This is a genomic window from Defluviicoccus vanus, from assembly GCF_014672695.1.
GTDB lineage: Bacteria > Pseudomonadota > Alphaproteobacteria > Rhodospirillales > Defluviicoccaceae > Defluviicoccus > Defluviicoccus vanus.
Map to the genome: position 1 here is coordinate 1,186,294 of NZ_CP053923.1, position 25,778 is coordinate 1,212,071.

Here is a 25,778-nt window from a genome sequence, read left to right on the forward strand (position 1 = left end):
CCGCCGTGCCAAGCCAATCAGGTCAAGGAAACGCTGCAGCACCTGTGTTTCCACGAGCGCCGCCAGATCGGGCGGAACCGCCACCTCGGCGCGCGCGGCGCGGGCGGAACAGGTTGCGCGTGCAGGCGCGCTCGAGAATCGCCCGGTCGGACTGGACCCACATCCCGCGCCCCGGTAGTCGGCCCGCCACATCGGGCACCACACGCCCCTCGGGCGAGACCACGAAACGGATGAGTTCACTCGCCGGATGCGTAACACCAGTGACAAGGCATCGGCGCATGGCCGGTGCCGATGCCGGACGCCCTGGAGACGTAGAGTCGGGTCGCGCCGCCAACGGCGGTTATTCCCGTTCGGCTACCGCAGACGACGTGTCCGCGGTCTCGTCAGTAGCAAACCAGTGTGCTCGGGCCGCCATGATTATCTCGTTGGCGCGCTCGGTGGTCAGCGCTCCCGCCGGGACGATGTCCAGAAGTTCGTCGGCGGCCAAATCAGCCAAGTCGTCCAAGGTTTTGACGCCGTTTTCGCCCAGCGCCACCAGCATCCCCGGCTTCAGGCCGGACAAGGCTGCCACCTCCTCGGTGACGCCCAGTTCAAGCCGGCGCTCGGTAAACGCCGCATCGCGGGTTTCGAGGTAGTTGCGGGCGCGCGATTGCAACTCTTCCGCCAGTTCGTAATCGAGGCTCTCATTGGCGGTGAGGTCGTCGGTGGGAACGAAGGCCACCTCCTCCACCGTCGTGAAGCCTTCGGTAACCAGCAGGTGGGCAATCACGTCATCGATATTGAGGGCATCGATGAACGTCTTCGAACGCTGGCGGAACTCTTCCTGCCGGCGCTGCGATTCCTCGTCCTCGGTGAGAATATCGATATCCCAGCCCGTCAGTTGCGACGCGAGGCGAACATTCTGACCGCGCCGACCAATGGCGAGGCTCAGTTGATCATCGGGAACGACCACCTCGATCCGGTTGCTTTCTTCGTCGAGCACGACCTTCGCCACCTCTGCCGGCGCCAGGGCGTTGACGATGAAGGTCGCCGGATCGGCCGACCACTGAATGATGTCGATCTTCTCGCCCTGTAGTTCACCGACCACCGCCTGCACCCGCGAACCGCGCATGCCGATGCAGGGGCCAACCGGATCGATGCTGGAATCACGCGAATGCACCGCGATCTTGGCCCGCGATCCGGGATCACGTGCGACCGACTTGATCTCGATGACGCCTTCGTAAATCTCCGGCACTTCCTGCGCGAACAGCTTGGCCATGAACTGCGGGTGGGTGCGCGATAGGAACACCTGCGGGCCGCGCGGCTCCTCGCGCACATCGGCGATGTAGGCGCGGACGCGATCACCCACGTTCAGGTGCTCGCGTGGAATGGTCTCTTCGCGCCGCAGCAGCGCCTCCGCACGGCCGAGGTCGACGATAACGTTGCCGAACTCGACCCGTTTCACCAGACCATTGACCACGTCGGCGGTGCGGTCCTTGAACTCCTCGTACTGGCGGCGGCGTTCGGCCTCGCGCACCTTATGGACGATGACCTGCTTCGCCGTCTGCGCGGCGATGCGGCCAAAATCAATTGGCGGCAGCGGATCGACAAGAAAGTCGCCTAGCTTGAGCTCGGGATTGCGACGGCCAGCGGCAGGCAGAGAAATCTGCGTTGCCTCGTTTTCCACCGCTTCCACCACTTCCAAGTAGCGGGCGAGCGATATCTCACCGGAATTGCGGTCGATGCGGGCGCGAATGTCGTGTTCGTGACCATACTTGGACCGACCCGCCTTTTGGATGGCCTGCTCCATCGCGTCGAGCACTTCGTCCCGATCGATGCTTTTGTCACGTGCAACTGCGTCGGCAACCTGCAGCAGTTCGGGACGCGCATGCACGGCGCTGGTTTCGGTAGTCGGTCGGCTTATCACAGGCTCAATGCTTCCCTTTTCTCTTTACGCTTTGAGCGTCACGTCATCGCTTGCTCGCTTGGCACTCGACGTCGCCTCCGTCGCCCCGTTCGTCGCCCTGACCGAAATGCCGACGACCCTTCGCCACATCAGGCGTGGGCCGCCAGGAGTTCGTCGGTCAGCACCAGCTTCGCCCGCTGGATGTCGGCGAAGGGCAGCCCCACCTCGACCCCAGCCACGTCAATGCGAACATCCTCTCCGGCCGTACCGATCAGGCGCCCTTGAAAGCGGCGGCGGCCATCGATCATCCGTGCCAGCTCGATACGCGCTTCGAAACCGGCAAAGCGGTCGTAGTCAGTGAGGCGAACCAGCGGTCGGTCGATGCCGGGAGAACTGATCTCAAGCGTATAAGCGCTAGCGATCGGATCGTCTACGTCGAGAACCGCAGAAATCGCGCGGCTCAATGCGGCGCAGTCATCGACCGTCATCGCGGCATCATCGTTGCGCTCGGCCATAATCTGCAACCGCATGCGCTGCCGGCCTTGCACCTGCACCCGGACCAACCCATACCCCATCGCCTCGATGGTCGGGCAAACCAGTGCGGCGATGCGGCCGGCAACATCCTCGCCCGCCATCAGCAATCCCTGCGTCGCCTAATCAACTATTTGATAAACTGCCTTGAATACAACAGGCCACCACGGCGCACACGGCTATTGGCTCACTTGAGCCCTCGCCAGCGTGCACGCGGTGACCATCAAAGGCGCGCTTGCAAAGCTATATACTCTTGCCCGCTCGCCGGCACAAGGCTTTTTCGTGTTGCGGCGGCGCCGCGGCGACGGCGAAAGGACAGAAACACCGGCGACGCCCCCGCGGCTTCGGCCTTGTGCTGATAGCGGGTGGCGATCCAGTCGGTGGGCGGCCGGCGCCAATCCTCCGGGCGTCGCGCCGTCCATTGGAAGGGGCTGCTTCCGGCCGCAGCACCGCAGAGATGCGACAGCGTCCACCTTGCATAGTCCATATGATCGGTGGCGATGCGCAACTCGCCGCCGGGAGCGATGATTCGTCCCAACTGCTCCACCATCACGGCGGAAATGAAGCGACGGCGGTGATGGCGCGCCTTCGGCCACGGATCGGGGAACAGCACGAACACCCGCTCCAGGCTCGCCTCCGGCAGCCGGGCGATCAGCAGTCGCGCATCGTCAGTGAAAAGGCGGATATTGTCGGCAGGCTGACGATCGAGTTCGGCCAACACGGTGGCGACGCCATTCATGAATGGCTCGCAGCCAATGTAGCCTACCTCGGGATGCGCCCGCGCCTGCGCGATCAGGTGCTCGCCGGCGCCGAAGCCCACCTCAAGCCAGACGGCGCGCATAGGCCGTGGAAACAGTGCCGCCAGATCGAGCGGCATCGGCGCCCCGGCCGGCAGCGAGATGCCGAGCTGCGGCAAAAGGCTGTCCACCAGCGTGCTGCGCCAGGGGCGAATGCGACGCCCATGCCGTCGGCCATAGAANNGTTGGGCACGCCGCTCGCCGCCGCCGCGTGCTCGGCGCCCACGGCGGCTGGTCGATCCGCATTGCCCGCCGGCGCCTCCGCCCTCGCGCCCGGATCGGCCTCAGCGGACGTTAAACGCAAGGCGCAATCCGTCCACCAAGCTGTTCTGCTCCCAGGAAAACCCTCCGTCCGGATCGGGGGCGGCCGAAATGGCCGTAGGCGGCGGTGCGGGCGTAGATCGGCTTGTTGAGCTGCAGATGCGAGCGGATGCNNCGCGCGGGCTCAGATCGATCAATTCCTGCAGAATGCTCGCCAGCCGGTCCTCGTCCACTTCGGTGGTGCCGTGGGTATCCACGTAGACCGAGAGCGGATGCGGCACGCCGATGGCATAGGAGAGTTGGATGGTGCACCGCTTGGCCAGCCCGGCAGCGATCACGTTTTTCGCCATATAGCGCGCGGCGTAGGCGGCCGAACGATCCACCTTGGTGGGATCCTTGCCGGAAAAGGCGCCGCCACCGTGCGGTGCCGCGCCACCGTAGGTATCGACAATAATCTTGCGGCCGGTGAGCCCGGCATCGCCGTCCGGACCACCGATGACGAAGCGGCCGGTGGGATTGACGTAAAAATGCTCTTCGTCGCACATCCAGCCGTCCGGCAGGACATTCACCACATGCGGACGGACAATCTCGCGCACCTCAGCGACACTGACGTTTTCGCCATGCTGCGTCGACACGACGATGGCGGAAGCGCCAACCGGCATGCCGTTGACGTAGCGCAGGCTGACCTGGCTCTTGGCGTCGGGCCCCAGTTGCGGCGCCGACCCGGAATGGCGGGCATCGGCAAGGGAGCGCAGAATCGCATGGGCGTAATAAATCGGCGCCGGCATCAAGGCTTCGGTTTCGTGACAGGCGTAACCGAACATGATGCCCTGGTCGCCGGCCCCCTCGTCCTTGCTATCGCCGGCGTCGACACCGCGGGCGATATCCATCGACTGAGCGTGGACGCGGCACAGGACGCGCGCATCGCGCCAGTGAAAGCCCCGCTGCTCGTAGCCGATTTCCTTCACCGCGTGGCGGGCGATGTTTTCCATGCGCGCCGGCGTCATCGTCTCCGGCCCACGCACCTCGCCGGCGAGAACGATGAAATTCGTCGTGCACATGGTTTCGAGTGCCACCCGCGCATGCGCATCCTCGGTGAGAAACGCATCGAGAATAGCATCCGAGATACGGTCGCAAATCTTGTCGGGATGTCCTTCCGAGACTGACTCGCTCGTAAAGACAAAGTCTTTTTCCACACCACCGTGCGCTCTCCTGCGTTCACGGAAATCCGGCGATGCCGAACCGGCGCTTCTCCGCGTCTTGTCGCCCCTTCTGGCAACTCTCACGCGCGCCGTCAAGCCGGCCACGCGGCTGGCGACACGAGAAGGGAGTCCTGGTTGGTCGGTTGGCGCAAGAGCGCACCGCAAACACCCACTGACGACGGGTGATGATGATCCGCTTCGTCTTGTCAGCGACGCCCCAAATGCTACTCTACGGCACAAAGGGGTGCGATGGAATCCGCCTGCCGCGATCGTCGGCGCACCGAACGCTAGACAACGTGTAACCAGGAGGCAACAAAGATGGCCATGCGCGAGTTCGCGGCAGCCGTCGCCGCATTCCGTCTGGAAGAACTGGCTGCTCACCTGCACGGCAACCTCGAGGCGGGGCTGAACGCCTGCACCGAGTGTTGTGATCGCTACGCCGAGACCGCGCCCGACCGTCCTGCCCTTTACTGGGAGAGCCACGACGGCCGCTCCGCAACCTACAGCTTTGCCCAGATGCAGGCACTGTCGGCACGCTGCGCTAACTTTCTGTCCGATCAGGGGGTGCGCGCTGGCGACGTGGTTGCCGGCCTCCTGCCACGGATACCGGAACTGCTGGTGACGATTCTCGGTACCTGGCGCGTCGGTGCCGTCTACCAGCCACTGTTCACCGCCTTCGGCCCCAAGGCCATCGAGCACCGCCTGGCGCTGAGCAAGGCCAAGCTGGTGGTCACCGATGCGGCCAACCGGCCCAAGCTTGCCGAGGTGCAGGGCGCACCGCCGGTAGCCGTCGTCAGTCCCGAAGGTCATCCAGGCGGCCAGCCGGGCGACCTTGATTTCGCCGTCGAGGTTGCGCGGCGCGATCCCGCCTTCGCACCAGTGCTGCGCCGTGGCGATGATGCCTTCCTGATGATGTTCACCTCCGGCACCACCGGGCTGCCGAAGGGTGTCAGCGTGCCGTTGAAGGCGCTGTTGAGCTTCCTCGTCTACATGCGGGACGCCGTCGATCTGCGCGCCGAGGACAGCTACTGGAATATCGCCGATCCGGGCTGGGCTTATGGGCTTTACTATGCCGTCACCGGTCCGCTGCTGATGGGCCATGCCACCACCCTCTACGACGGACCATTCACCGCCGAGAGCACCTACCGGATCATCGAGAAGCTCGGGATCACCAACCTCGCCGGCGCGCCCACCGCCTATCGGCTGCTGATCGCTGCCGGACCGGACGCGGCGGCGTCAGTGAAGGGGCGGCTGCGCGCGGTCAGCAGCGCCGGCGAACCGCTCAATCCAGAGGTGATTCGCTGGTTTGCCGACCACCTCGCCACCACCATCCACGACCACTACGGCCAGACCGAGATCGGTATGGTCGTTTGCAACCATCACGCCCTCGCTCACCCGGTCCACCCGGGTTCTGCCGGCCTGGCGATGCCGGGGTACCGCGTCGCGGTGATCGATGAAAACGATCAGGAGCTGCCGCCAAATCGGCCGGGCATCCTCGCGGTCGATATTGCCCATTCTCCCCTCTTCTGGTTTTCCGGCTACTATGAGCAGTCCGGGCCGTCGATGGCCGGTGGCTACCATCGCACCGGCGATACGGTGGAACTGGAGACGGATGGCAGCATCAGCTTCGTCGGCCGCTCCGACGACATCATCACCTCCTCCGGCTATCGCATTGGCCCCTTCGATGTGGAGAGCGCCCTGATCGAACACCCCGCGGTGATCGAAGCGGCGGTAGTCGGCAAGCCGGACCCGGAACGCACCGAACTGGTCAAGGCCTTCGTCGTCCTCCAGGCCGAAGCCATGCCCTCGGCGGCGCTGGCTGAGGAATTGCGCCAGTTCGTCAAACACCGGCTCTCGGCCCACGCATATCCGCGCGAAATCGAATTCGTCCAGCAGTTGCCGAAGACGCCCAGCGGCAAACTGCAGCGGTTCATCCTGCGCAATCAGGAACGGACAAAAGCGGTCGAACTCGCCACACCTTGAGTGCTAGCATTTTCTGGTCGCTTTATTCCTCCCCCTCCCCGCAGCACGTGAGCCAGCCATGATCCTGAGCGAAGAACAAACGCAGATTCGTGACGTCGCCCGCGACTTCGCCCGCGAACGGCTCGCCCCGTTCGCCGCCGAGTGGGATCGGACCCACTGCTTTCCGGCGGCGGCGATCAAGGAGATGGGTGAGCTCGGCTTCCTCGGCATGCTGTTGCCGGAGCGCTACGGCGGCGCGGCAGCCGACGCCGTCGCCTATGCGCTCGCCTTGCAGGAGATCGCCTCCGGCGACGGAGCATGCTCGACGATCATGAGCGTGCACAATTCCGTCGCCTGCATGCCGATCTTCAAGTTCGGCAATGAGGCGCAAAAGGAGCAGTTCCTGCCGCGGATGGCCACTGGTGAATGGCTGGGCGGTTTCGCCCTGACCGAACCGCAGGCCGGCTCGGATGCGGCACGGCTGAAGGTCCGCGCCCGCCGCGACGGTAACGATTATGTGCTGTCCGGCACCAAGCAGTTCATCACGTCGGGAAAGGCGGCAAAGATCGTGATCACCTTCGCGGTCACTGATCCCGCCGCCGGCAAGCGTGGCATCACCGCCTTCCTCGTTCCCACCGACACCCCGGGCTACGTAGTCGCGCGGGTAGAGGATAAGCTCGGCCAACGCGCCTCCGACACTTGCCAATTGGTGTTCGAGGATATGCGACTGTCCGCCGATCTGCGTCTCGGCGAGGAAGGGGAAGGCTATCGGATCGCCCTTGCCAATCTGGAAGGCGGGCGAATCGGCATCGCCTCCCAGTCAGTGGGGATGGCGCGCGCCGCCTTCGAGGCCGCCCGCGACTATGCTCGTGATCGCGTCGCCTTCGGCAAGCCGATCATCGAGCACCAAGCAGTGGGCTTCCGCCTCGCCGACATGGCAACGCGCATCGAAGCCGCGCACCAGATGGTGCTGCATGCGGCGACGTTGCGGCAGGCCGGACTGCCCTGCCTGACCGAGGCGTCAATGGCAAAGCTCTTTGCCTCCGAAATGGCGGAACAGGTGTGTTCGTCCGCGATCCAGATTCACGGCGGCTATGGTTATCTCACCGACTTTCCGGTGGAGCGANNGATCTATCGCGACGTTCGCGTCTGCCAGATCTACGAGGGCACCAGCGACGTCCAGCGCATGGTCATCGCCCGTAATATCTGACCTGGTGGACGATCAGGACTAGGCGCCAGCGGCAACGCCGCAGCACGAAACAGGCGCAAGGTGCGGTTGCACCCGCCGCAACGAAGGAAGCCGTAAGGAAAGAAAGGTCGTCCGGTGGAGATGCCATTTGCCACCGAGCCGCGGCGGCAGCAACGAGGTCGTTGCCGTCGCCCGGGAGCCTGCGGTCAAACCGTCAACGCTTGCGGCGCCGCGATTACTCCGTCTCTTCGGCGTGTCCGAGGGATTTTGTAAGTTCAAACAGCCGCTTGCGAACATGCGGATCGCCGATGCGGTAGTAGGCGCGTACCAGTTCAAGCGTCTCGCGGCGGGTGAGCGGATCAGGATCCAGTGGATTCTGCGGCTTATCCGAAAGGCCACCATTGGCGGCCATATCTCCGACGATCAATCGGTCGCTCATATCGTCGAAAAAGAAAGAGACAGGAACGTCGAGGATGCGGCTGAACTCAAACAGCCGCGAAGCGCCGATACGGTTGGCACCGCGCTCATACTTTTGAATTTGTTGAAAGGTCAGGCCGACGGCTTCGCCGAGTTTTTCCTGGCTGAGACCAAGCAACGTACGCCGCAGCCTGACCCGGCTACCTACATGGACGTCAACCGGGTTCGGCACTCCGGTCGCGTGATCCTCGCCCGCAGTGGATTGAAATGCCATACGCTCTATCCGCTTCCCAAACGTGTTCCCATTATTAGCGTCCAGTTTTGCAACCTCATGCACGCTCTTTGTTGTATCGCGCCCCGCGCGCTCACTCATTGGATTAGTTTTGCGCGGGAAACTCGCGCAAAATCCCGCATAACTTCGATGATATGCAAACAGTAGGCGTCTTCGCAACAACTGTTCGCGTCAAATCTGTCTTTTCTACGGGTTTTTCCCCCATAAGGGGCTATTTTATGCGCGATAATCCTGCGCCAATCATCGCGAAAATAAGCACTAGGGCGAACACTGAAAGGTTTCCCAGGCGTGCATAGGGCGTTGGATTCGTGAGCGCCGGCGGTAGTGGCCCGTCCACGACGCCTTTTTCGCCCAATCCGAGGCGGACGACCACGCGCCCGTAAGCATCGATGATACCGGAAATGCCGGTGTTGGCTACACGCACCAGCGGCAATCCTTCTTCCACAGCCCGCAAGCGCGCCGCGGCGAAGTGCTGGTAGGGTCCGGCCGACTGCCCATACCAGCCGTCATTGGTGATATTGAGCAACCAAGCCGGGCGATCGTGACGATCAACAACAGCGGCAGGGAAAATCACCTCGTAGCAGATCAAAGGGCTGAACGGTGGCAGACCGGCAAGCCGCATGGTCCGCACCCCGGTGCCGGGGGCAAAATCGGCCATCCCCGCCGCCAGCGATGGCAACGGCAGGATGCCACGCAGTGGCATATACTCGCCAAAAGGCACCAGATGCGACTTGTCGTAGCTGCCGACAATCTGCCCGGCAGGGTCGATGGCGAGCATGCTGTTGGCGAGGTCCGACGGTTCGCTGGCGGACGTCCGCCGCAGGGTGCCGACGATGGTGAGGCCACCGGGCGGCGTGGCCGCGGCGATCATCTGCAGGTGACGCTGATCATCGGCGAGAAACGTCGGCGCGGACGCCTCCGACCAGATCACGTGCGTCGGCGGCACTGCAGTGGGTTCCGCTCCCATCGCAACCTGCTGCTCGATGTGGTGGCTGATCAGATCGCGCCGCCATTTCAGATTCTGTGGAATATTCGGCTGCACCAGTCGCAGCCGGACGCCTTCTACCATCGGCGCAGCCGGCGTGAGGTCAAGCCGCAGCACGCCGCCCAGGTAAACCGCGGCAAGCACGGCGACGGCACGCCGAAGGGCCAGGCCGGCCATTCGCGGTTGCGTGCCCGCACNTGTTTCCGCCGGCATCGCTGCCGCGGTGACGGTCAGCAGGCCGAGCCCGTAGGTGCCAATCAGCGATGTGACCTGGATCATCGCATCGGAAAAGGTCCAGACGCTGCCAATCAGATTCCAGGGGAAACCGGTAAGCCAGAAGCTGCGGACCCATTCCATCAAGGTCCAGGACGCGGCCAACGCCAGGACGAAACCGGCGCCAGGACGCGGCGCCAAGATGCGCGCCAGCCAAGCGGCGATCGCTACCGTCGGCGCGACGAGGAACGCGAGACAGATGGGCGCCACCGGCGCCAGCCAGCCGAACTCCTCCGGCTTGGTCAACAAGGCATTCGCCACCCAGTAGAAACCGGCGGTGAAATAGCCCATGCCGAACCACCAGCCGCTGGCCAGTGCCGTTCGCGCCCGGCTATCGCTCTCCAATAGCCAAGCGAAGCCGGTGAATGCCGGGATGAGCGCCGGAATGAAGTAAACCGGCGGCAGCGCCAGTACTGCCAGCGCGCCAAGTCCAAGAGCGGTGAGGATGCGTCGCCAGCCGCGAAGCTGCGCCAGACGGACCCGCATCCGGTCGAGGCCGCGGAAGACGCGAGGACCGTCATAACTGCCGGCGGCGTTCAGCCGCCCCACATAGCCGTCCGGCACGCTCACGCTGCCCCTCCCGCCTCGGAACGGCGGGCGACCTCTCCGGCCGCCGCGCTATCGCTGCGGCGACGAATGCGCAGTCGTTTGATCCGCCGCGGATCGGCATCACGAACCTCGAAATCGACCCCGTTCGGATGCGAGACAAGCTCTCCCTTCGTCGGAACACGCCCGGCAAGCGACACCACCAAGCCACCCAGGGTATCGATCTCGTCGCGTTCGTCTTCGCTCAGCAGTTGGCCGAAATGCTCTTCGAACACATCAATGGGCGCGCGGGCGTCGGCATCAAGGCTGCCATCGGCGTGCTTGACCACGGCGAGAACAATATCGCGATCATGCTCGTCGGCAATTTCACCGACGATCTCCTCGACCACATCCTCAATGGTCAGCAGGCCATCGACGCCGCCGAACTCGTCAACGACGAGTGCCATGTGCGATCTTTTCGCCCGCATCTCCAGCAGCAGCGGCAACACCTCCATGGATGGAGCCACGAACAGCACCGAACGGACGATCTTGGCCAGCTGGAAGGCTTCGTCCGCGTCACGCCACGCGAGCACGTCTTTGATATGCACCATGCCGATCGCATCATCCAACGTGTCGCGATAGACTGGCAGGCGCGAATGCCCTGACGAGATCATCAGGTCGATGACATCGCTGAGCGTAGCTTGGCTATCGACGGCGACGATGTCGGCGCGTGGCACCATGACATCCTCTGCCGCCCTATCGTGCAGGCGCAGGATATTTTCCACCAGCGTCCGCTCATCGCCGCTGAGAACGGGCGGCTCGTCGTCGGTGCCGGCAATCAGCGTGTCGAGTGCGTCGCGTCCGCGCTGCTCGCCGTTACGCATCCAGCCGAGGTTGCGGANGCACCCCCTGATCACCTGGCCAATCGAGCCATCCGGTTTGGCCCCGCTTGAGCGGGGCAGACTACTGCCGGCGGGGGTATCGGCAGCGGGCGTACTGTCGTCGTCTGTATTCATGTCTTAAACGTCGCTGTCAGCGGCATAGGGATCCGGGACGCCAAGGGTGGCGAGGACCCTCACCTCCAGCGCCTCCATCGTCGCCGCGTCCTCTCCCTTTTGATGATCATAGCCCAACAGATGCAAAATACCATGCACGACGAGGTGGCATAAATGGTCGGCAGGCAGCTTCACGTCGCGCGCCGCCTCGGCGAGGAGGGTTTCGTAGGCGACAACCACGTCGCCCAGCACCACCGGCCCCAGCATGTCGCCGCCGGTCAGCAGATGCCCGCCCTCCAAGGCGGCAAAGGCCAGCACGTTGGTCGGCTCGTCGCGCTGGCGATAGTCGCGGTTCAGCTGACGGATATGCGCGTCGTCAGTGAGCACGAGACTTGCCTCTGCCGGCCGCGAATCGCGCCAGACGCTGGCAAAGGCCGCCGTCGCCGACCGCCGACACTGCGCTTCCACATCGGGAATCGCCGCCTGCCAGGCGGCGGTCAGCGTCATCAGATCAAGATCGAGATCGCCTGCGACCGCCATCCGTCCCTTCACTTTCGTATTGCGCACCCGACTTCAGGTGTTCTTCGGCGCGTTCGTAGGCCCGGACGATCCGGCTCACCAGCGGATGGCGCACCACATCGGCATCGGTGAAATGTACGAAGGCGATTCCCTCGACGCTGGCCAGAACGTCCATCGCGTGACGCAGTCCCGAGCGCGTCCCTTTCGGCAGGTCAACCTGACTGAGGTCACCAGTGATCACCATCCGCGCATGGTCGCCTAGCCGGGTGAGAAACATCTTCATCTGCACCGCGGTCGTGTTCTGCGCCTCATCGAGGATGACAAAGGCATTGGCGAGCGTACGTCCGCGCATGAACGCCAGAGGCGCAACTTCGATTTCGCCGCTTTCCAGGCGCTTGATCACCTGCGGCGCCGGCAGCATGTCATAGAGCGCATCGTAAAGCGGCCGCAGATAGGGATCGACCTTTTCACGCATGTTGCCGGGCAGAAACCCCAGTTGTTCCCCCGCCTCCACCGCCGGCCGTGACAGGATGATCCGGTCCACATCGCCGTTCACGAGCCGCTCCACCGCCTTGGCGACGGCGAGATAAGTCTTGCCGGTGCCCGCCGGGCCTAGGCCAAAGACCATGTCGTGCGCATCGATGGCGCGCAAATACTCGGTCTGGGTCGGTGAGCGGGTGGCGACGGTGCGCTGACGGATGTTGAGCGTCACCATTGAATTGGCTACCGAGGCACCCCGGCTGGCCGCGCGGACAAGCGCATCCACATCGTGCGAGGTCAGCGGGTGCCCCTGCTTCAGACGCTGATAGAGGCCATCCAGGACCGCATTGGCGCGCGTCACCGCGTCCTCATCACCCTGGATCGTCAACTGATTGCCACGGTTGTGGATCGCCACGTCGAGCGCGCGTTCGATCCGCGTNNCAGATTGGCGTTGTGGGCGCCAAACAGCTGCATGGCCAGTTGGTTGTCCGCAAACTCCTTTTGCGTCGTTGCCATCCGGTCGGCCTCGNNCCGGTCGGCGGTGTCCGGGTCACGCTGCCGCCTGGCGACTAAGGCGCCCGGCAAGACTCTTAGGCCCGACCCCATCGATCTCCACCGCCTTGATCGCGCCCATCAGCGTCGCGTCGGCACTGGCATGGACCACCTGCATGTACGGCGTCCGCCCGAGCAATTGACCGGGTCGATTGCCGGGACGATCGAACAGCACCGGAACAGTGCGCCCAAGGAAGGCCACATTGAAGGCGCGCTGCTGCCGGTCGAGAAGGTCCTGCAACTGTGCCAGGCGCTCCCGCTTCACCTCTTCGGGCACCTGCGGCAACGCCGCCGCCGGCGTCCCCGGCCGCGGGCTGTACTTGAAGGAATAGGCCTGAGCGAAGCCCACCTCCTCCACCAGCCGCAGCGTTGCCCGGAAGTCGGCATCCGTTTCACCCGGAAAGCCAACGATAAAGTCCGAACTCAAAGCCAGATCGGCCCGGGCGCAACGCAGGCGCTCGACGATCCGGCGATACACATCAGCGGTGTGGCGACGGTTCATCGCCGCCAGGATGGCATCCGATCCGGCCTGCACCGGCAGATGCAGATAGGGCATCATCGCCGCAACTTCGCCGTGAGCGCGGATCAGCGCGTCATCCATGTCGGCCGGATGCGAGGTGGTATAGCGGACGCGGGCAATCCCGTCGATCGCCGCCACCGCCTCGATCAGCCGCGCCAAGCCCCACGGCGTGCCATCGTCGCCGTCGCCATGGTAGGCGTTGACGTTCTGTCCCAGGAGCGTGATCTCGCACGCCCCGTCCTTGGCATAGCCGCGCGCTTCAGCGAGCACCGCCGCCACCGGGCGGGAATATTCGGCCCCGCGGGTGTAGGGAACGACGCAGAAGCTACAGAACCGGTCGCAGCCTTCCTGAACGGTCAGAAATGCCCCCGCCGCGCCCGGCGGAGCATGGATATCCGGAAGGTGGTCGAACTTGGACTCGGCCGGAAACTCTGTATCGACGCGCGCCGCATGGCTCTGGAAACTGTCGGCCAGCATCTGCGGCAACCGATGGTAGCTCTGCGGCCCGACGACCACGTCGACGAACGGCGCCCGCTCCACCAGTTCCACCCCCTCCGCCTGAGCCACACAGCCGGCAACGGCGATCAGAAATTGCTTCGCTCCGCTGCGGCCGCGATCGCGGCGTATCCGCTCGAGACGGCCAAGCTCGGAGTAAACCTTCTCGGCGGCCTTGTCGCGGATATGACACGTATTGAGTATAACGAGGTCCGCCTCGACGGGATCGTCAACGGTTTGATACCCCTGGCCGCCCAGCAACTCGGCAATCCGCGCCGAATCGTATACATTCATCTGACAGCCATAAGTCTTTATGTGCAGTCTTTTTTCACGTTCACCGTTAATCGTCAGCCCGTGACATGCAGTCCCGCTTCAATCCGACCGGACTCGCCGGGAAGTAGCCCACATTCCTCGCAACGGGATAGCAGGCCCCACCCTAGCTTTTGCACCGGCCCAGTCAAGCCGAACGCCCAGGGCTGCTGGACAGACCATGGCAGTATTCCCTGTGAGCTTCAGTCTTTGGTCGGCGCATCAAGCGGCACCCCGTACAGTTCGAGACGATGGCCGACAAGACGAAACCCATGTCGCTCGGCGATTTGTCGTTGTAGCGCCTCGATTTCCGGACTGCGGAACTCGATCACCCGGCCCGACTGGATGTCGATGAGATGATCGTGGTGTTCCTCGCTTGCTTCTTCATAGCGCGATCGGCCGTCGCCGAAATCGTGACGTTCAAGAATGTTGGCTTCTTCGAACAGACGCACCGTCCGATAGACAGTGGCGATGCTGATTTTGGGATCAATCCGCACCGCACGGCGATAGACCTCCTCCACATCGGGGTGGTCGGTGGCTTCTGAGAGGACGCGGGCGATAATGCGACGCTGCCCGGTCATCTTCATTCCTTTTTCGACGCATATTTTCTCGATGTGTGACAGCTGTCCCATGACTTCTCCCGTGGTTTGGCGTTCTCAAGCGCCGACGGAATGAGACCGCCGCGACGAGGAGTACGCTAGCCTGTTTTTATGCCTCCAAATCCTATTATGCCTGCTTCCGTGCGTCACCGCGACGCGTAGTTCCAAGACCGATTTCTTTGGCTAACGCACTGCGATGCTTCGCATAATTCGGCGCAACCATAGGATAGTCCGGCGCCAGACCCCAGCGGTCGCGATACTCTTCGGGAGTCATGTCGTAGGCGGTCTTGAGGTGCCGTTTCAGCATCTTCAGCTTCTTGCCATCTTCCAGGCAAATGATGTAATCGGGGAACACCGACTTCTTTACCGGAACCACCGGCTTGAGCTTTTCGGCGGTCATCGGCGTGGTCCCGACTGAAACGAGCGTCTTGTAGACATCCTGGATAAGTGTCGGAAGCTCAGACGCTGGCACTGGGTTGTTGCCAACGTGCGCCGCGACTATCTCCGTTGTCAATTCAAGCATCTCGTTCAAGCTCGACTTTTCACTCATACGTATCTTGCTCCGGTTTTCGAAAGAACTAAATCGGTATATATATAAGCCTAATTACAGGTGCAAGACTGAGCGATGGTCAATAGACTCGAACAAGGCATCGAAACTGATCCGGAGCTATTCCTTGATATCTCCGCGGAGGTCTGTCCGCTGACCTTTGTTCGCACCAAGCTGTTGATTGAAAGCATGAAGCCGGGCCAGACAGCGGAAATCCGGCTCCGCGGCAGCGAGCCATTACGCAATGTTCCGCGCGCCGTAAGTGGCCTCGGACACACGGTCTTGTCCCTTTCTGCCGAACCGAGCACTACCGACAGAGCAGGCACGCACAGGCTGCGAATTCGCAAGCGCACAGAGTGATTCGCAACGGCCGGCTCAGAGACTGCATACCATGGTCAAGGCGTCGCCCCCCTCCAGCCTTCAGTCGGTAATAGCCGCGTCGGCGGCCATTTGTCTGCAATCCCATACTTAAATATAAATTGCCCGCCGCGGTGTTGTTCTCGCCGACTTCCAGAAACAATTGTCGCGCGCCCATGCTGCGGGCGACATCCATCGCTTCCTCCAGCAGTAACCGGCCGATGCCGCACCTGCGGCGTCGCGGGCGGACCGCAAGCGTCAGTACTTCTGCCTCGTCCGCAGCGACGCGGCAGAGGATGAACCCGAGCCCCCCTCGCCATTGCCCGCAGATGCGTCGGCGACAACGCCGAACGCCCCCGGCATCGCCAGCAGCGTCCCACAGGCCTCGGGGCTCCACGGCTCATCGAAGCTTTGCGCATGGATTTGCGCCATCACATCTGCGTCAGTAGCGCTGAGCCAGCGCACCGTCGCCGCCGCGGGCGTCATTGTCCTGGCCCCGTTATCGCGGTGCCAGGCCCGGAGCCGGTTTCCAGCGCCTCGGCCGCGGCGCCGCCTGCAGGCACGAAGGTTGAAGGGCCGGTATCGGCAGCGCGCAGGTAGAGTGGCGCCGGCGCCGCCGACGGCCGTTCGCCACCGATCCAGCGAGCGGCGGCAAGGCGGACCACCGCGGCCGCCTGCGGCGTGCGAGAGCCGGCCACCTCGATCGCTTGGCGGCCCTCAGCGGCAATGGCGGCAGCGATCGCCGCGTTACCATCGCCTGCCACCAGGACAGTATCGCCAAGCACCGCCGCCGCCAGTCGCCGGGCATCGGCGACCTGCGGCGGCGTCAGCGGCGACGCATCGGCGGCGAACACCTGCCCGTAGTAATCGCGCCGCTTGCTGTCGAGGGCGACGAGCAGTGGTAGCGTCGCCGGTATCGCCTGCTCCCGGCGCCAGTGGCCGGCCGCCTCGGCGATGGCTTCCAGCGTCGTTACACCGAAGCACGGCACGCCGACCGCAAGCGCGATCCCGCGCGCGGCGGCGAGACCGATTCGCAGGCCGGTGAAGGCGCCCGGCCCCACGGTGACCGCCACGGCGTCGAGTGCAGGCAAGCCGGCCCCGGCCGCCGCCATCAGCTCTTGCACCATCGGCAGCAGCCGCTCGGCATGCCCGCGCTCGAATTCCTCGCTACGATCGAGGATTGCGCCATCGGACCAGAGCGCGACCGAGCAAGCACCGGCAGCAGTATCGATGCCGAGGATCCGCATCACCCTGCGCCCTTCGCGCCAACCCCTGGCGCCAGGCGTTTCATGCTACCCTTTGCCATCTCGTATCAGCATCGCTCGAAGAACTCTCCTGCCCATGCCGCTTGTTCCGATCACCGAAGCCACGCACGGCGTTGACATCGATCTGGTGTACGCCAGTGACCGCAATTTCACCGGCCGCACCATCTATCGTCATCCCCGTTGCTATCTGCACCGGGACACCGAAGCCTGCCTGCTGCGGGCGGTGGACTTCGCTGCCCGCCTCGGCTTTCGCTTGCGCCTGCTCGACGCCTTCCGTCCCGCCGAAGCACAATGGATGCTGTGGAACCATCTCCCCGACCCCACCTACATCGCCGATCCCCGCCGGGGCTCGCCGCACAGCATGGGCGCTGCGGTTGATCTCACACTGATCGATACAACGTCCGGCGAGGAGATGGACTTCGGCACCGGCTTCGACGACATGCGCTGCCTCTCCTGGCATGGCGCCGCCGGACTGAGTGCCGCGGTGGAGCGTAACCGCGCTCTGCTGCTGGGGTTGATGACCAATGCCGGCTTCGATTTCTACCGCAACGAGTGGTGGCACTACCAGCTGTTCAGCCCGCGCGGCCGCTATCCGGTGCTGACCGACAGTGTCCTCGCTGAAGGTATGATGTAGCTCAGGCGATACGGCAGGCTTCGTCGAAGGACAGCCTCTTGTCGCGCGGATGGAGCTTCGCCGGATCACCATAGCCGAGATTGCAGAGAAAGTTGGACTTGAGCGTCGTGCCGGCGAAGAAGGCCTCGTCCACCTTTGCACTGTCGAAGCCCGACATCGGCCCGCAGTCGAGGCCGACCGCACGCGCCGCCAGAATGAAGTAGGCACCCTGCAGGCTGCCATTGCGAAAGGCGGTCGACCCGATCAGCGCCTCGTTACCGACAAACCAGGAGCGCGCATCGGTGTGCGGAAAGAGCTCCGGCAAGCGTTCGTAAAATGCCATATCGCAAGCGATGATCGCCGTGACCGGCGCGGCCATCGTCTTTGCCACGTTGCCTTCCGCCAGTGCCGGCTTCAGCTTCTCCTTTGCCGCCGCGCTGACAACGAAGACGATCCGCGCCGGGCTGGAATTGGCACTGGTGGGCCCCATCTTCGCCAAGTCCCAGGCCGCCCGCAGGGTTGCTTCGCTGACCGGCTTGTCGAGCCACTTGTTATGCGTTCGCGCGTTGCGGAACAGCCTGTCGAGGGCTCCGTTGTCGAGCATCGGCCTTCACTCCAGTATTCGGACCAAGGGGGGACTGATGACGCGCGGGCGGTTGCCCACCGGGCGTGATGCCCTATGAACATTGGGTGCCGCCCGCGTCGTAACAGGCCGGCGCACTAGGCGAGAGGGTTTCGGCGGCGACGCGTCGCCCACGGCAACACCGTCGCGGACAAACCAACGGCGCCTCGCTAAACCGGGCGGACTTCGAGCACCTCGGGAATGTAATAGCGAAGCATGTTTTCAATCCCATGCTTCAAAGTGGCGGTTGAACTGGGACAGCCGGAGCACGAGCCCTGCATGTGCAAGTAGACGATCCCGTTTTCGAAGCCATGGAAGAGAATGTCGCCGCCGTCCTGAGCCACCGCCGGGCGGACGCGCGTTTCGATCAGTTCCTTGATCTGCTGGACGATTTGATCGCCCTCTTCGCCGTCGACGCCGGCTTCCGCCTCGTTAGTGTGTTCGATAACCGGATCGCCCGATATGAAGTGATCCATGATCGCGGCGAGAACGAGCGCCTTCAGCGCATCCCAACTTTGGTCGGACGACTTGGTGACGGTGATGAATTCATTGCCGAGAAACACGCCTTCGACACCGTCGATCTCGAACAGTCGCCGCGCCAGGGGCGATCCAGTGGCGTCTTCGGCAGCGATGAAGTTGGCGGTGCCGCTGACCAGCACATCGCGTCCGGGAAAGAACATCAGCGTCGCCGGGTTTGGCGTTCCCTCAGTCTGGATAAACATCCTTACACCTTTTTGACCTGCACCGACGCCTGTTGCCGTGAACGCGTAGAGCCGCCTGCTGCAGGAAACGTGGTTCCCGCCATGACGCTTATCAAGCCGAGGTCGGCTGCGGCGGCAAAAAGCCGACGATCTGATGCACTTCGCGCAGCACCGGTTCCGCCAGTGTCGCCGCCCGCTCGGCACCGCGGTTGAGAATGGCGTCGATGTGCGCGGGATCGGCTTCCAGGCGACGCATCTCGGCCGTCATCGGCGCCAGCGTCGCCACCGCCACTTGGGCGAGTTCGTCCTTGAAGCGGGAGAATGGCTGGCCGGCGAAGCGCGCGCATACGTCTTCCACCGTAATATCAGCCAGCGCGGCATAGATGCCGATCAGATTGGCGGCTTCCGGCCGCGCCTCCAACCCGTCCGGCGCTTCCGGCAACGGCTCGGGGTCGGTGCGCGCCTTGCGGATCTTCAGGCGGATCGCTTCGGCGTCATCGGTCAGATTGATCCGCGAATAGTCCGACGGGTCGGACTTACTCATCTTCGCCTTGCCGTCGCGCAGCGACATTACCCGGGTCGCCGGCCCGAAAATCAGCGGCTCGACGATGGGAAAGCAGTGGACGCCGTAGTCGTTGTTGAACTTCTGGGCGATATCGCGCGCTAGCTCCAGGTGCTGCTTCTGGTCTTCGCCCACGGGGACGTGCGTCGCCTTGTAGAGCAGAATGTCCGCCGCCATCAGGTTCGGATAGGCATAGAGACCGACCGAGGCATTCTCCCGGTTCTTGCCCGCCTTCTCCTTGAACTGGGTCATTCGGTTGAGCCAGCCGAGACGGGCGACGCAGTTGAAGATCCAGGCGAGTTGCGCGTGCCCGGGCACGCCGCTTTGATGGAAGACCACATTGCGCTCGGGATCGATGCCGGCGGCTATCATCGCCGCCGCAATCCGGCGTGTGTTGGTGACGAGTTCCGCCGGCTCCTGCCAGACGGTGATCGCATGCATGTCGACCACACAGAACAGGCACTCGAACTCCTCCTGCAGCTTCACCCAATTGCGGATGGCGCCGAGGTAATTGCCGAGGTGCAGGTGGCCGGTGGGCTGGATGCCGGAAAAGATGCGGTTCATGGGCTCTAATCGATAGGACGGCCGGTTATGGCCAGAGGATGGCTCTGGGTCAAGTCGCCTGCTTACGCCTGACGAGCGTCTTCATGTCGGCAAGCGAAGCAGCGCCGAAAAGCTGCGCCGCCACAGCGAAGGCGATCAGCCCGGCGATGATGATCGCCGCCAGCGCCGTCACCCGCAGCATCAGCGGCGCCGCCAGCCAGTTGCCGAGGGCGTAATCCAGGCCGATGACAGCGGCGACCATCACCGCCGTCGCCAGCGCGGTGCGTGGCAGGCGACGCTTGAGCCGGACATCGACGACGAGCCGTCCCTGGCGCCGCAGCACGACGGCAAGCAGGGCGGCGTTCAGCCAAGCGGCAAGGGAGGCGGCAGCGGCGATCCCCACGTGCAGGAACGGCAGCATCATGGCGCCGGCAGCGGCGATGTTGAAGACAGCGGAGACGACGCCGATCTTCACCGGCGTCTTCGTATCACCGCGGGCGAAGAAGTTGGGCGTCAGCGCCTTGATCAGCATGAAGGCCGGCATCCCGGCGGCGTAGGCGATCAGCGCCGCCGCAGTCTGCCGCACGTCGTTGCTGCCGAAGGCGCCACGCTGGAACAGCACCGCAATCACCGGCTCTGCCAGCGCCATCAGCGCCGCCGCCGACGGCAGCATCAGGAACAAGGCGAACTCGAGCGCCCGGTTCTGGCTATACATGGCTGCCGTCTCGTCGCCTGCCCTCACTTGGCGGGCCAGCAACGGCAACAGCGCGGTGGAGACGGCGACACCGATGATGCCGTAGGGCAATTGGTTCAGCCGATCGGCATAGAACAGGTAAGAGACGGAGCCGGCAGGCAGAAACGAAGCCAGCACGGTGCCAGCCATGATGTTGATCTGGTAGACGCCGGCGCCAAGCGCCACCGGCAACGCCCGGCGCATCAGTTCGCGTACCTTCGGCGTCAGCCGAGGCCGTGGCATCCTGAGCGAGACGCCCGCGCGCCGGCAGCTACCGAGCAGCCAGAGAAACTGCAGGATGCCGGCGGCGACGACACCCCAGGCGAGGGCGTGGCCGATGGTGGGCATCCATGGGCCGGTACCGAGCAGGGCAGTGATGATGGACAGGTTGAGAAGGATTGGGGTTGCCGCCGCGGCAGCAAAACGGCCAAGCGCATTCAGAATGCCGCCCTGCAGCGCCGTCAGTGAGATAAACAGCAGATAGGGGAAGGTGAGGCGGGAGAATTCGACCGCCATATCGAACGTAGGCGTGCCGACGAAACCGGGAGCGAGCGCCAGCATGGCGAGCGGCATCGCCACTTCCATGGCGAGAACAAAGACGAGCAGCGCCGTCGTCAACACCGCCAGCGCATCCTCGGCGAAGGCGACCGCCTGCTCGCGTCCCTCGTCGTGCAGCAAGCCGACAAAGATCGGCACGAAGGCAGCGGAAAACGCCCCTTCGGCGAACAGCGAACGGAACAGGTTCGGGAAGCGTAACGCAACGAAGAACGCGTCTGCCATCGGCCCAGCGCCGAGGAACGCCGCCATCAGTGTATCGCGGATGAAACCGAAGACCCGGCTGACGGCGGTCAGGCCGCCGATGGTGGCAATGGAGCGGAGGAGCGACATGGCGCCTGCTTACTCCAACCCATGGCGCTTGGCGAGAACGTGCCGCGCAGCAGCGACGCAGCACCCCTATATTGAAACGGCCGAGGGCAACGGCAACACAATCAAGGGAGATCGCGAATGCCGCGGATCGTGCGTTTTCACCAGACCGGCGGGCCGGAGGTGCTGCAAATCGAAGACCTACCCTCACGGCAGCCAGGCCCGGACGAGGTGCGCATTCGCGTCGCCGCTCTCGGGCTGAACCGCGCCGAAGCAATGTTCCGCGCTGGCAATTATCTCGAACCGCCGGTGCTGCCGGCGCGAATCGGCTACGAGGCGGCAGGCGTCATCGACGCGCTCGGCGAAGGCGTCGAGGGCCTGCAGCCGGGTGACGCCGTCGCCGTCGTTCCCGCCTTCTCAATGACCGCATACGGCGTCTACGGCGAAGAGGCGGTGGTGCCAGCCCGCGCCGTGGTCAAGACACCGCCGGAGCTATCGGCGGTCGAGGCGGCATCGCTGTGGATGCAGTACATGACCGCCTATGGCGCCCTGATCGACATCGGTGAACTCGATACCGACGATTTCGTGCTCATTCCCGCCGCATCGTCAAGCGTCGGCATCGCGGCGATTCAGATCGCCCGGATGATGGGCGCGACGCCGATCGCCACCACCCGCACCGAGGAGAAGAAGCAGGCGCTGCTCGACCTGGGTGCTGCGGCGGTGATCGTCACCGAGGAAGAGAATCTGGTGGAGGAAGTCAGACGCCTCACCGACAACCGCGGGGCGCGGATCGTCTTCGATCCGGTGGCCGGTCCCTATGTGGAGAATCTGGCGTCAGTAACATCGCCGGGCGGTATCCTGTTCATTTACGGCGCCCTCAGTCTCAAGGCGACGCCGTTTCCGCTGTTCAAGGCACTGGCTAACGCCCTGAGCATTCGTGGCTACACCGTGTTTGAAATTTCGCTCGATGATGACCGGCTGGCCCGCGGCGTCCACTTCGTCAAGCAGGGCCTTGCCCACGGCCTGCTGAAGCCGATCATCGCCCGCACTTTCCCCTTCGAGCAGATTGTCGACGCCCACCGTTACATGGAATCGAACGAACAGATCGGCAAAATCGTCGTCACTGTATAAGTGAGGCTCGTATCCGACGGATGCCCTGCTTGTATCCGCCGGCTTCGGTAGAGATTTTACGGAGGGGTGAGCGCTCGTCTCTCGCCCTTCTCAGCCGGTCCTGATTGTGCCGTCGCGACATCTGCAGCACGCCGTCACTGATTCAATCGCACAAATTGTTGTTAGGCACAGCAAGATGGCATTGAACGAACGGATCGATAAAATCGTTGTTATGATAAAGGGCCATGCAGTGGTGCATCAGATGCGCAGAGTGAGGTGTGGCGATGCTGCGATCGCACGGCCAGGAGCGGTGCGGATGGGTCCTTGGATCAGATCACGATTATCGCCGGCCATCTTGACGCTCGCCTTCTCCTTCTTGTCAGCCCCGGTTGTCGCCGCCATGAAAACCATCGATCTCCAACCGCTATTCACCGCCGCAGCAGCAGAGGGCCGGCTCGGCGTCGCCCGCAAGACGAAGACGGTGGATGCCAGGCCTGCCATCCCGGGCGAAGTCATCGTCACCGTGATCGCCGGCGAAGGAGTGGAAACCCAGAGCAAGCCGGCGGCGCCCGGGGACATGGTGGTGCGCAATCGCTGTCCCGAAACAGGCAACGAGCAGTTCCTGGTCAAGGCCGCCGACTTCGCCAAACGCTATGGGCCGCCGCTTGCGCCGGCTGACGGCGACGGCTGGCAGCCCTTCCGCCCGGCCGGGGTTGAATTGCTGTACCTGATCGTTCGGCCGGAAGACGGTAGCTTCACCTTCACCGCTCCCTGGGGCGAGACGATGCTGGCGCANCCCGGGGATGCCCTGGTCCGCGATCCTGCCAACACCAGCGACACCTATCGGGTAGCAGCCGCCTCTTTTGTCTGCACCTATGAGGTCCTCAAGCTGGCCGTTCCATATTGACCGAAAGCGTGCCGCGGGAGCTCAGAGACACGTTGCCGACGTCATCAAGAGCCGTCTGCGACATTTTTTCTGCGCAATTTTATGTCGTCGGCTGCCCAGCCGCGGACGGGAAGACCCCGCATAGCGCGGGGTAAAATAGTTGATTGTTGCACATGGGTATTTGCAGTTTCTCGGAATATCATTTTATTTCAATATGTTGTTAGACAGCTGTGACTGAAATGCCGCGATCAGCATCGAAGACATCGCTCATCGTTGACGCCTGCTCGTGATGCCCTACTTGATGAGCCAAGCAACGGTCGCCAACGCAAAGCTGCGGCCGCCGATCACGGGATGCGGGAGGATACGGCCAGACACCATTTGCCGATTGGCAAAGGAGCACTGACCATGACGCGTATAAACGCTCCCGAAGCGACGTTACGCTACCAGACGACAGAACGTTGGCGGTGGCCCGCCGAGATGAACGCCCTGCGCATTCTCGCCCCGTTGGCCACCTGGGCTCACACGCATGACGATGTGAATACGCCCAACCTCCGCGACACCACGGCCGCGAACGCGGAATCAGTTGCGCCGGTGCGCTGGCCGCAGCGACAGGCGGGCTTGTTGCACGGCATTCTCAGGGAACTGGCGGACTTGCACCGCCTGGAAGACCGCGAACGCGCCGGCGAGCAGACCAAGCGGCACGGCAATGGCCTGGGCAGCAAGCCCGACCTCGACCGGCTGCAGATCGAGCAGCTGGTGGCACAGGCGCGCCTGTGCCGCGCTGCCGGTGGTGCCTGGAAACAGATCGCAGCGACGCTGGCGACGAGTGCGCCGTGTGCTTCGCCTCAACCGACCGACCGCAGCCGCCTCGAAAGCCTAAGGCCTCCCCTCCCGGAACGACGTCCGAACCGTCGTTCCGGGCGAGCGCGGACGGAAAGCTCAGTTCGGCGAACCATCGCAAGGTCTTGCCATGTTGAATGCAACAACCAAACGCGGGCGCGGACGAGAACAGCCGCAGGAGCCGTCGCTGCTGCGGTCCTTCGTCCAGGCGCTGCGGCCGACGCCGTCCCGCCGCCGCCTCTCCCTCGCGTTACAAGGCGGCGGATCCTTTGGTGCCTTTACCTGNGGGGTGCTTGACTACCTGCTCGAACGCAACGCGTTCACGCTCGATTGCGTCAGCGGCGCCAGCGCCGGCGCGGTCAACGCCGTCGTTCTCGCCGATGGACTCGCCCGCGGCGGCGTGGATGGCGCCCGGGAACAGCTCGAACGCTTCTGGAGACGAGCCAGCGGCTCAACCGCCTTCTCTGTATTCAGTAACAAGGTGGCGGATGGGATGGCGATGGCCGCCTTCGACCTGTTGATTCGTGTCTATTCGCCATACGAGTTTAACCCGCTCAGACTCAACCCGCTGCGCGATATCCTTGCCGAGGAGGTGGATTTTGCCCGCCTGCGCCGCGCCTCACCGATCAAACTGCTGATCGCGGCGACGCGAGTCGACGATGGCAGCACGCGACTCTTTCGCGAACACGAACTCAGCCTCGACGCGGTGCTGGCCTCGGCGTGCCTGCCACTGCTGCAGCCGGCGGTGNNGGAGATCGAGGGCAAGCGCTACTGGGACGGCGGCTATAGCGCCAACCCGCCTTTGCGGCCCCTCGTCTTCGAGTCGGCTGCTGCCGACATCCTCCTGGTCCGGATCACCCCGAAGCAGGACAGCGAGCCGCCGCGCCGTGCGCCAGACATTGCGCGCCGCATCAATCAGATCGCCTTCAGCAACCCGCTCGAGAAGGAGCTCGAAGGGCTGGACGATCTGCGCCGGCTGAGCGCGAGCGAGGGTCTCAGCCGTTCGCCACTCGCACGCAGGCTGCAGCGACTGCGTCTGCACGTGGTCTGCGCCGAGCAGGCGATCGAGGGCCTGAGTCATGAGAATGCCCTCAGCCTCGATTGGCCATTCCTGCTGCGGCTGAAGGAGAGCGGCCGCGAAGCAGCGGCAGAGTGGTGGGAGCGCGCCCGCTCGAAGCGTCGTAAGCCCTTCAGTGCAGGCCTGTTGCCACCCCGCCAGGCGCCATCCCTAACCCTGCCGGCGTAAACGCACCGCTTGCCAGTGCCGCGCAATCAGCGGAACAGCAGTGGGGCGCGACGGGCTTGTCGCGCCCCATGTATAATGCTGAAGGGGGCAACGCCAGCCGC

At 63.8% G+C, this 25,778-nt stretch carries 26 protein-coding genes and 1 pseudogene; 6 read left to right on the forward strand and 21 right to left on the reverse strand.

All coding sequences use genetic code 11. The features are described from left to right. Positions 1–22: 22 nt before the first annotated feature. From HQ394_RS21045 to metK, 5 genes and pseudogenes are all read right to left on the reverse strand, one after another. Complete coding sequence (locus tag HQ394_RS21045) at positions 23–280, reverse strand: DUF448 domain-containing protein (RefSeq protein ID WP_223291866.1); 258 nt, start codon at positions 278–280, stop codon at positions 23–25. A gap of 60 nt (positions 281–340) precedes the next feature. Further along, positions 341–1,873, reverse strand: coding sequence for a transcription termination factor NusA (nusA, locus tag HQ394_RS05345; protein ID WP_190262406.1), 1,533 nt, complete (start codon positions 1,871–1,873; stop codon positions 341–343). A gap of 161 nt (positions 1,874–2,034) precedes the next feature. Further along, on the reverse strand, positions 2,035–2,520 hold the full coding sequence (gene rimP, locus HQ394_RS05350; protein ID WP_190262407.1) for a ribosome maturation factor RimP: 486 nt from the start codon (positions 2,518–2,520) through the stop codon (positions 2,035–2,037). A gap of 119 nt (positions 2,521–2,639) precedes the next feature. Next, positions 2,640–3,344: a tRNA (guanosine(46)-N7)-methyltransferase TrmB gene (trmB, locus tag HQ394_RS05355; protein WP_223291867.1), complete on the reverse strand. Its 705-nt coding sequence runs from the start codon at positions 3,342–3,344 to the stop codon at positions 2,640–2,642. Positions 3,345–3,497: 153 nt separating this feature from the next. Next, positions 3,498–4,670, reverse strand: a pseudogene (metK, locus tag HQ394_RS05360) (methionine adenosyltransferase). Between the two features lie 324 nt (positions 4,671–4,994). Here metK and HQ394_RS05365 point away from each other — a divergent pair. Both HQ394_RS05365 and HQ394_RS05370 read left to right on the forward strand, forming a co-directional pair. After that, entirely contained in the window at positions 4,995–6,659 is a 1,665-nt protein-coding gene (locus HQ394_RS05365) for an AMP-binding protein (protein ID WP_190262408.1), read from the forward strand. 58 nt (positions 6,660–6,717) lie between these two features. Continuing rightward, positions 6,718–7,848, forward strand: a complete 1,131-nt coding sequence (locus tag HQ394_RS05370; RefSeq protein WP_190262409.1) for an acyl-CoA dehydrogenase family protein — start codon at positions 6,718–6,720, stop codon at positions 7,846–7,848. A 214-nt stretch (positions 7,849–8,062) separates the two neighbouring features. On the opposite strand, the gene HQ394_RS05375 is transcribed toward HQ394_RS05370, so the two are convergent. From HQ394_RS05375 to HQ394_RS05410, 8 genes are all read right to left on the reverse strand, one after another. Beyond that, positions 8,063–8,518: a helix-turn-helix domain-containing protein gene (locus HQ394_RS05375; protein ID WP_190263138.1), complete on the reverse strand. Its 456-nt coding sequence runs from the start codon at positions 8,516–8,518 to the stop codon at positions 8,063–8,065. Positions 8,519–8,747: 229 nt separating this feature from the next. Further along, a complete protein-coding gene (gene lnt / locus HQ394_RS05380; RefSeq protein ID WP_190263139.1) occupies positions 8,748–10,280 on the reverse strand; it encodes an apolipoprotein N-acyltransferase in 1,533 nt (510 codons plus the stop codon). Between the two features lie 80 nt (positions 10,281–10,360). Then, positions 10,361–11,335, reverse strand: coding sequence for a hemolysin family protein (locus HQ394_RS05385; RefSeq protein WP_223291869.1), 975 nt, complete (start codon positions 11,333–11,335; stop codon positions 10,361–10,363). 3 nt (positions 11,336–11,338) lie between these two features. Then, on the reverse strand, positions 11,339–11,854 hold the full coding sequence (gene ybeY, locus HQ394_RS05390) for an rRNA maturation RNase YbeY (protein WP_190262410.1): 516 nt from the start codon (positions 11,852–11,854) through the stop codon (positions 11,339–11,341). After that, a complete protein-coding gene (locus tag HQ394_RS05395) occupies positions 11,826–12,728 on the reverse strand; it encodes a PhoH family protein (RefSeq protein ID WP_317628999.1) in 903 nt (300 codons plus the stop codon). Before HQ394_RS05395 ends, ybeY begins: the two co-directional genes overlap by 29 nt. Positions 12,729–12,863: 135 nt before the next feature. Next, complete coding sequence (miaB, locus tag HQ394_RS05400) at positions 12,864–14,201, reverse strand: tRNA (N6-isopentenyl adenosine(37)-C2)-methylthiotransferase MiaB (RefSeq protein WP_456151541.1); 1,338 nt, start codon at positions 14,199–14,201, stop codon at positions 12,864–12,866. A gap of 191 nt (positions 14,202–14,392) precedes the next feature. Then, a complete protein-coding gene (locus HQ394_RS05405) occupies positions 14,393–14,821 on the reverse strand; it encodes a Fur family transcriptional regulator (RefSeq protein WP_190262412.1) in 429 nt (142 codons plus the stop codon). Positions 14,822–14,915: 94 nt separating this feature from the next. After that, complete coding sequence (locus tag HQ394_RS05410; protein WP_190262413.1) at positions 14,916–15,338, reverse strand: MucR family transcriptional regulator; 423 nt, start codon at positions 15,336–15,338, stop codon at positions 14,916–14,918. A 75-nt stretch (positions 15,339–15,413) separates the two neighbouring features. On the opposite strand from HQ394_RS05410, the gene HQ394_RS05415 reads away from it, so the two are divergent. Continuing rightward, positions 15,414–15,695 (forward strand): sulfurtransferase TusA family protein, encoded by a 282-nt coding sequence (locus HQ394_RS05415; protein ID WP_190262414.1) that lies wholly within the window; start codon positions 15,414–15,416, stop codon positions 15,693–15,695. Here HQ394_RS05415 and HQ394_RS05420 read toward each other — a convergent pair. From HQ394_RS05420 to tsaB, 3 genes are read right to left on the reverse strand one after another with little or no spacing between them, the layout of a single operon-like run. Next, a complete protein-coding gene (locus tag HQ394_RS05420) occupies positions 15,643–16,023 on the reverse strand; it encodes a GNAT family N-acetyltransferase (protein WP_223292037.1) in 381 nt (126 codons plus the stop codon). The two genes, HQ394_RS05415 and HQ394_RS05420, sit on opposite strands and share 53 nt — an antisense overlap. Beyond that, the gene (locus HQ394_RS19590; protein ID WP_223292152.1) at positions 15,951–16,178 is read right to left on the reverse strand and encodes a hypothetical protein; all 228 of its coding nucleotides are present in this window, start codon (positions 16,176–16,178) and stop codon (positions 15,951–15,953) included. Before HQ394_RS19590 ends, HQ394_RS05420 begins: the two co-directional genes overlap by 73 nt. Continuing rightward, complete coding sequence (tsaB, locus tag HQ394_RS05425) at positions 16,175–16,939, reverse strand: tRNA (adenosine(37)-N6)-threonylcarbamoyltransferase complex dimerization subunit type 1 TsaB (RefSeq protein ID WP_223291870.1); 765 nt, start codon at positions 16,937–16,939, stop codon at positions 16,175–16,177. The genes HQ394_RS19590 and tsaB overlap by 4 nt, the downstream gene beginning before the upstream one ends. Before the next feature lie 94 nt (positions 16,940–17,033). On the opposite strand from tsaB, the gene ddpX reads away from it, so the two are divergent. Next, positions 17,034–17,591: a D-alanyl-D-alanine dipeptidase gene (ddpX, locus tag HQ394_RS05430; RefSeq protein WP_190262417.1), complete on the forward strand. Its 558-nt coding sequence runs from the start codon at positions 17,034–17,036 to the stop codon at positions 17,589–17,591. Position 17,592: 1 nt separating this feature from the next. Here ddpX and HQ394_RS05435 read toward each other — a convergent pair whose 3' ends face one another. From HQ394_RS05435 to murJ, 4 genes are all read right to left on the reverse strand, one after another. Beyond that, on the reverse strand, positions 17,593–18,174 hold the full coding sequence (locus HQ394_RS05435; RefSeq protein ID WP_190262418.1) for a malonic semialdehyde reductase: 582 nt from the start codon (positions 18,172–18,174) through the stop codon (positions 17,593–17,595). 188 nt (positions 18,175–18,362) lie between these two features. Then, on the reverse strand, positions 18,363–18,914 hold the full coding sequence (locus tag HQ394_RS05440; RefSeq protein WP_190262419.1) for a NifU family protein: 552 nt from the start codon (positions 18,912–18,914) through the stop codon (positions 18,363–18,365). 91 nt (positions 18,915–19,005) lie between these two features. Beyond that, a complete protein-coding gene (gene trpS / locus HQ394_RS05445) occupies positions 19,006–20,019 on the reverse strand; it encodes a tryptophan--tRNA ligase (RefSeq protein WP_190262420.1) in 1,014 nt (337 codons plus the stop codon). A gap of 49 nt (positions 20,020–20,068) precedes the next feature. Further along, positions 20,069–21,619, reverse strand: coding sequence for a murein biosynthesis integral membrane protein MurJ (murJ, locus tag HQ394_RS05450; protein WP_190262421.1), 1,551 nt, complete (start codon positions 21,617–21,619; stop codon positions 20,069–20,071). 117 nt (positions 21,620–21,736) lie between these two features. On the opposite strand from murJ, the gene HQ394_RS05455 reads away from it, so the two are divergent. Then, positions 21,737–22,726 carry a zinc-dependent alcohol dehydrogenase family protein gene (locus HQ394_RS05455; protein ID WP_190262422.1) on the forward strand — a complete coding sequence of 330 codons (990 nt, stop codon included), beginning with the start codon at positions 21,737–21,739 and terminating at the stop codon, positions 22,724–22,726. A 1,444-nt stretch (positions 22,727–24,170) separates the two neighbouring features. Here HQ394_RS05455 and HQ394_RS05470 read toward each other — a convergent pair. Then, on the reverse strand, positions 24,171–24,440 hold the full coding sequence (locus tag HQ394_RS05470) for a hypothetical protein (RefSeq protein WP_190262425.1): 270 nt from the start codon (positions 24,438–24,440) through the stop codon (positions 24,171–24,173). 121 nt (positions 24,441–24,561) lie between these two features. Here HQ394_RS05470 and HQ394_RS05475 point away from each other — a divergent pair, with 121 nt between their 5' ends. Then, positions 24,562–25,677, forward strand: a complete 1,116-nt coding sequence (locus HQ394_RS05475; protein ID WP_190262426.1) for a patatin-like phospholipase family protein — start codon at positions 24,562–24,564, stop codon at positions 25,675–25,677. Positions 25,678–25,778: the final 101 nt, after the last annotated feature.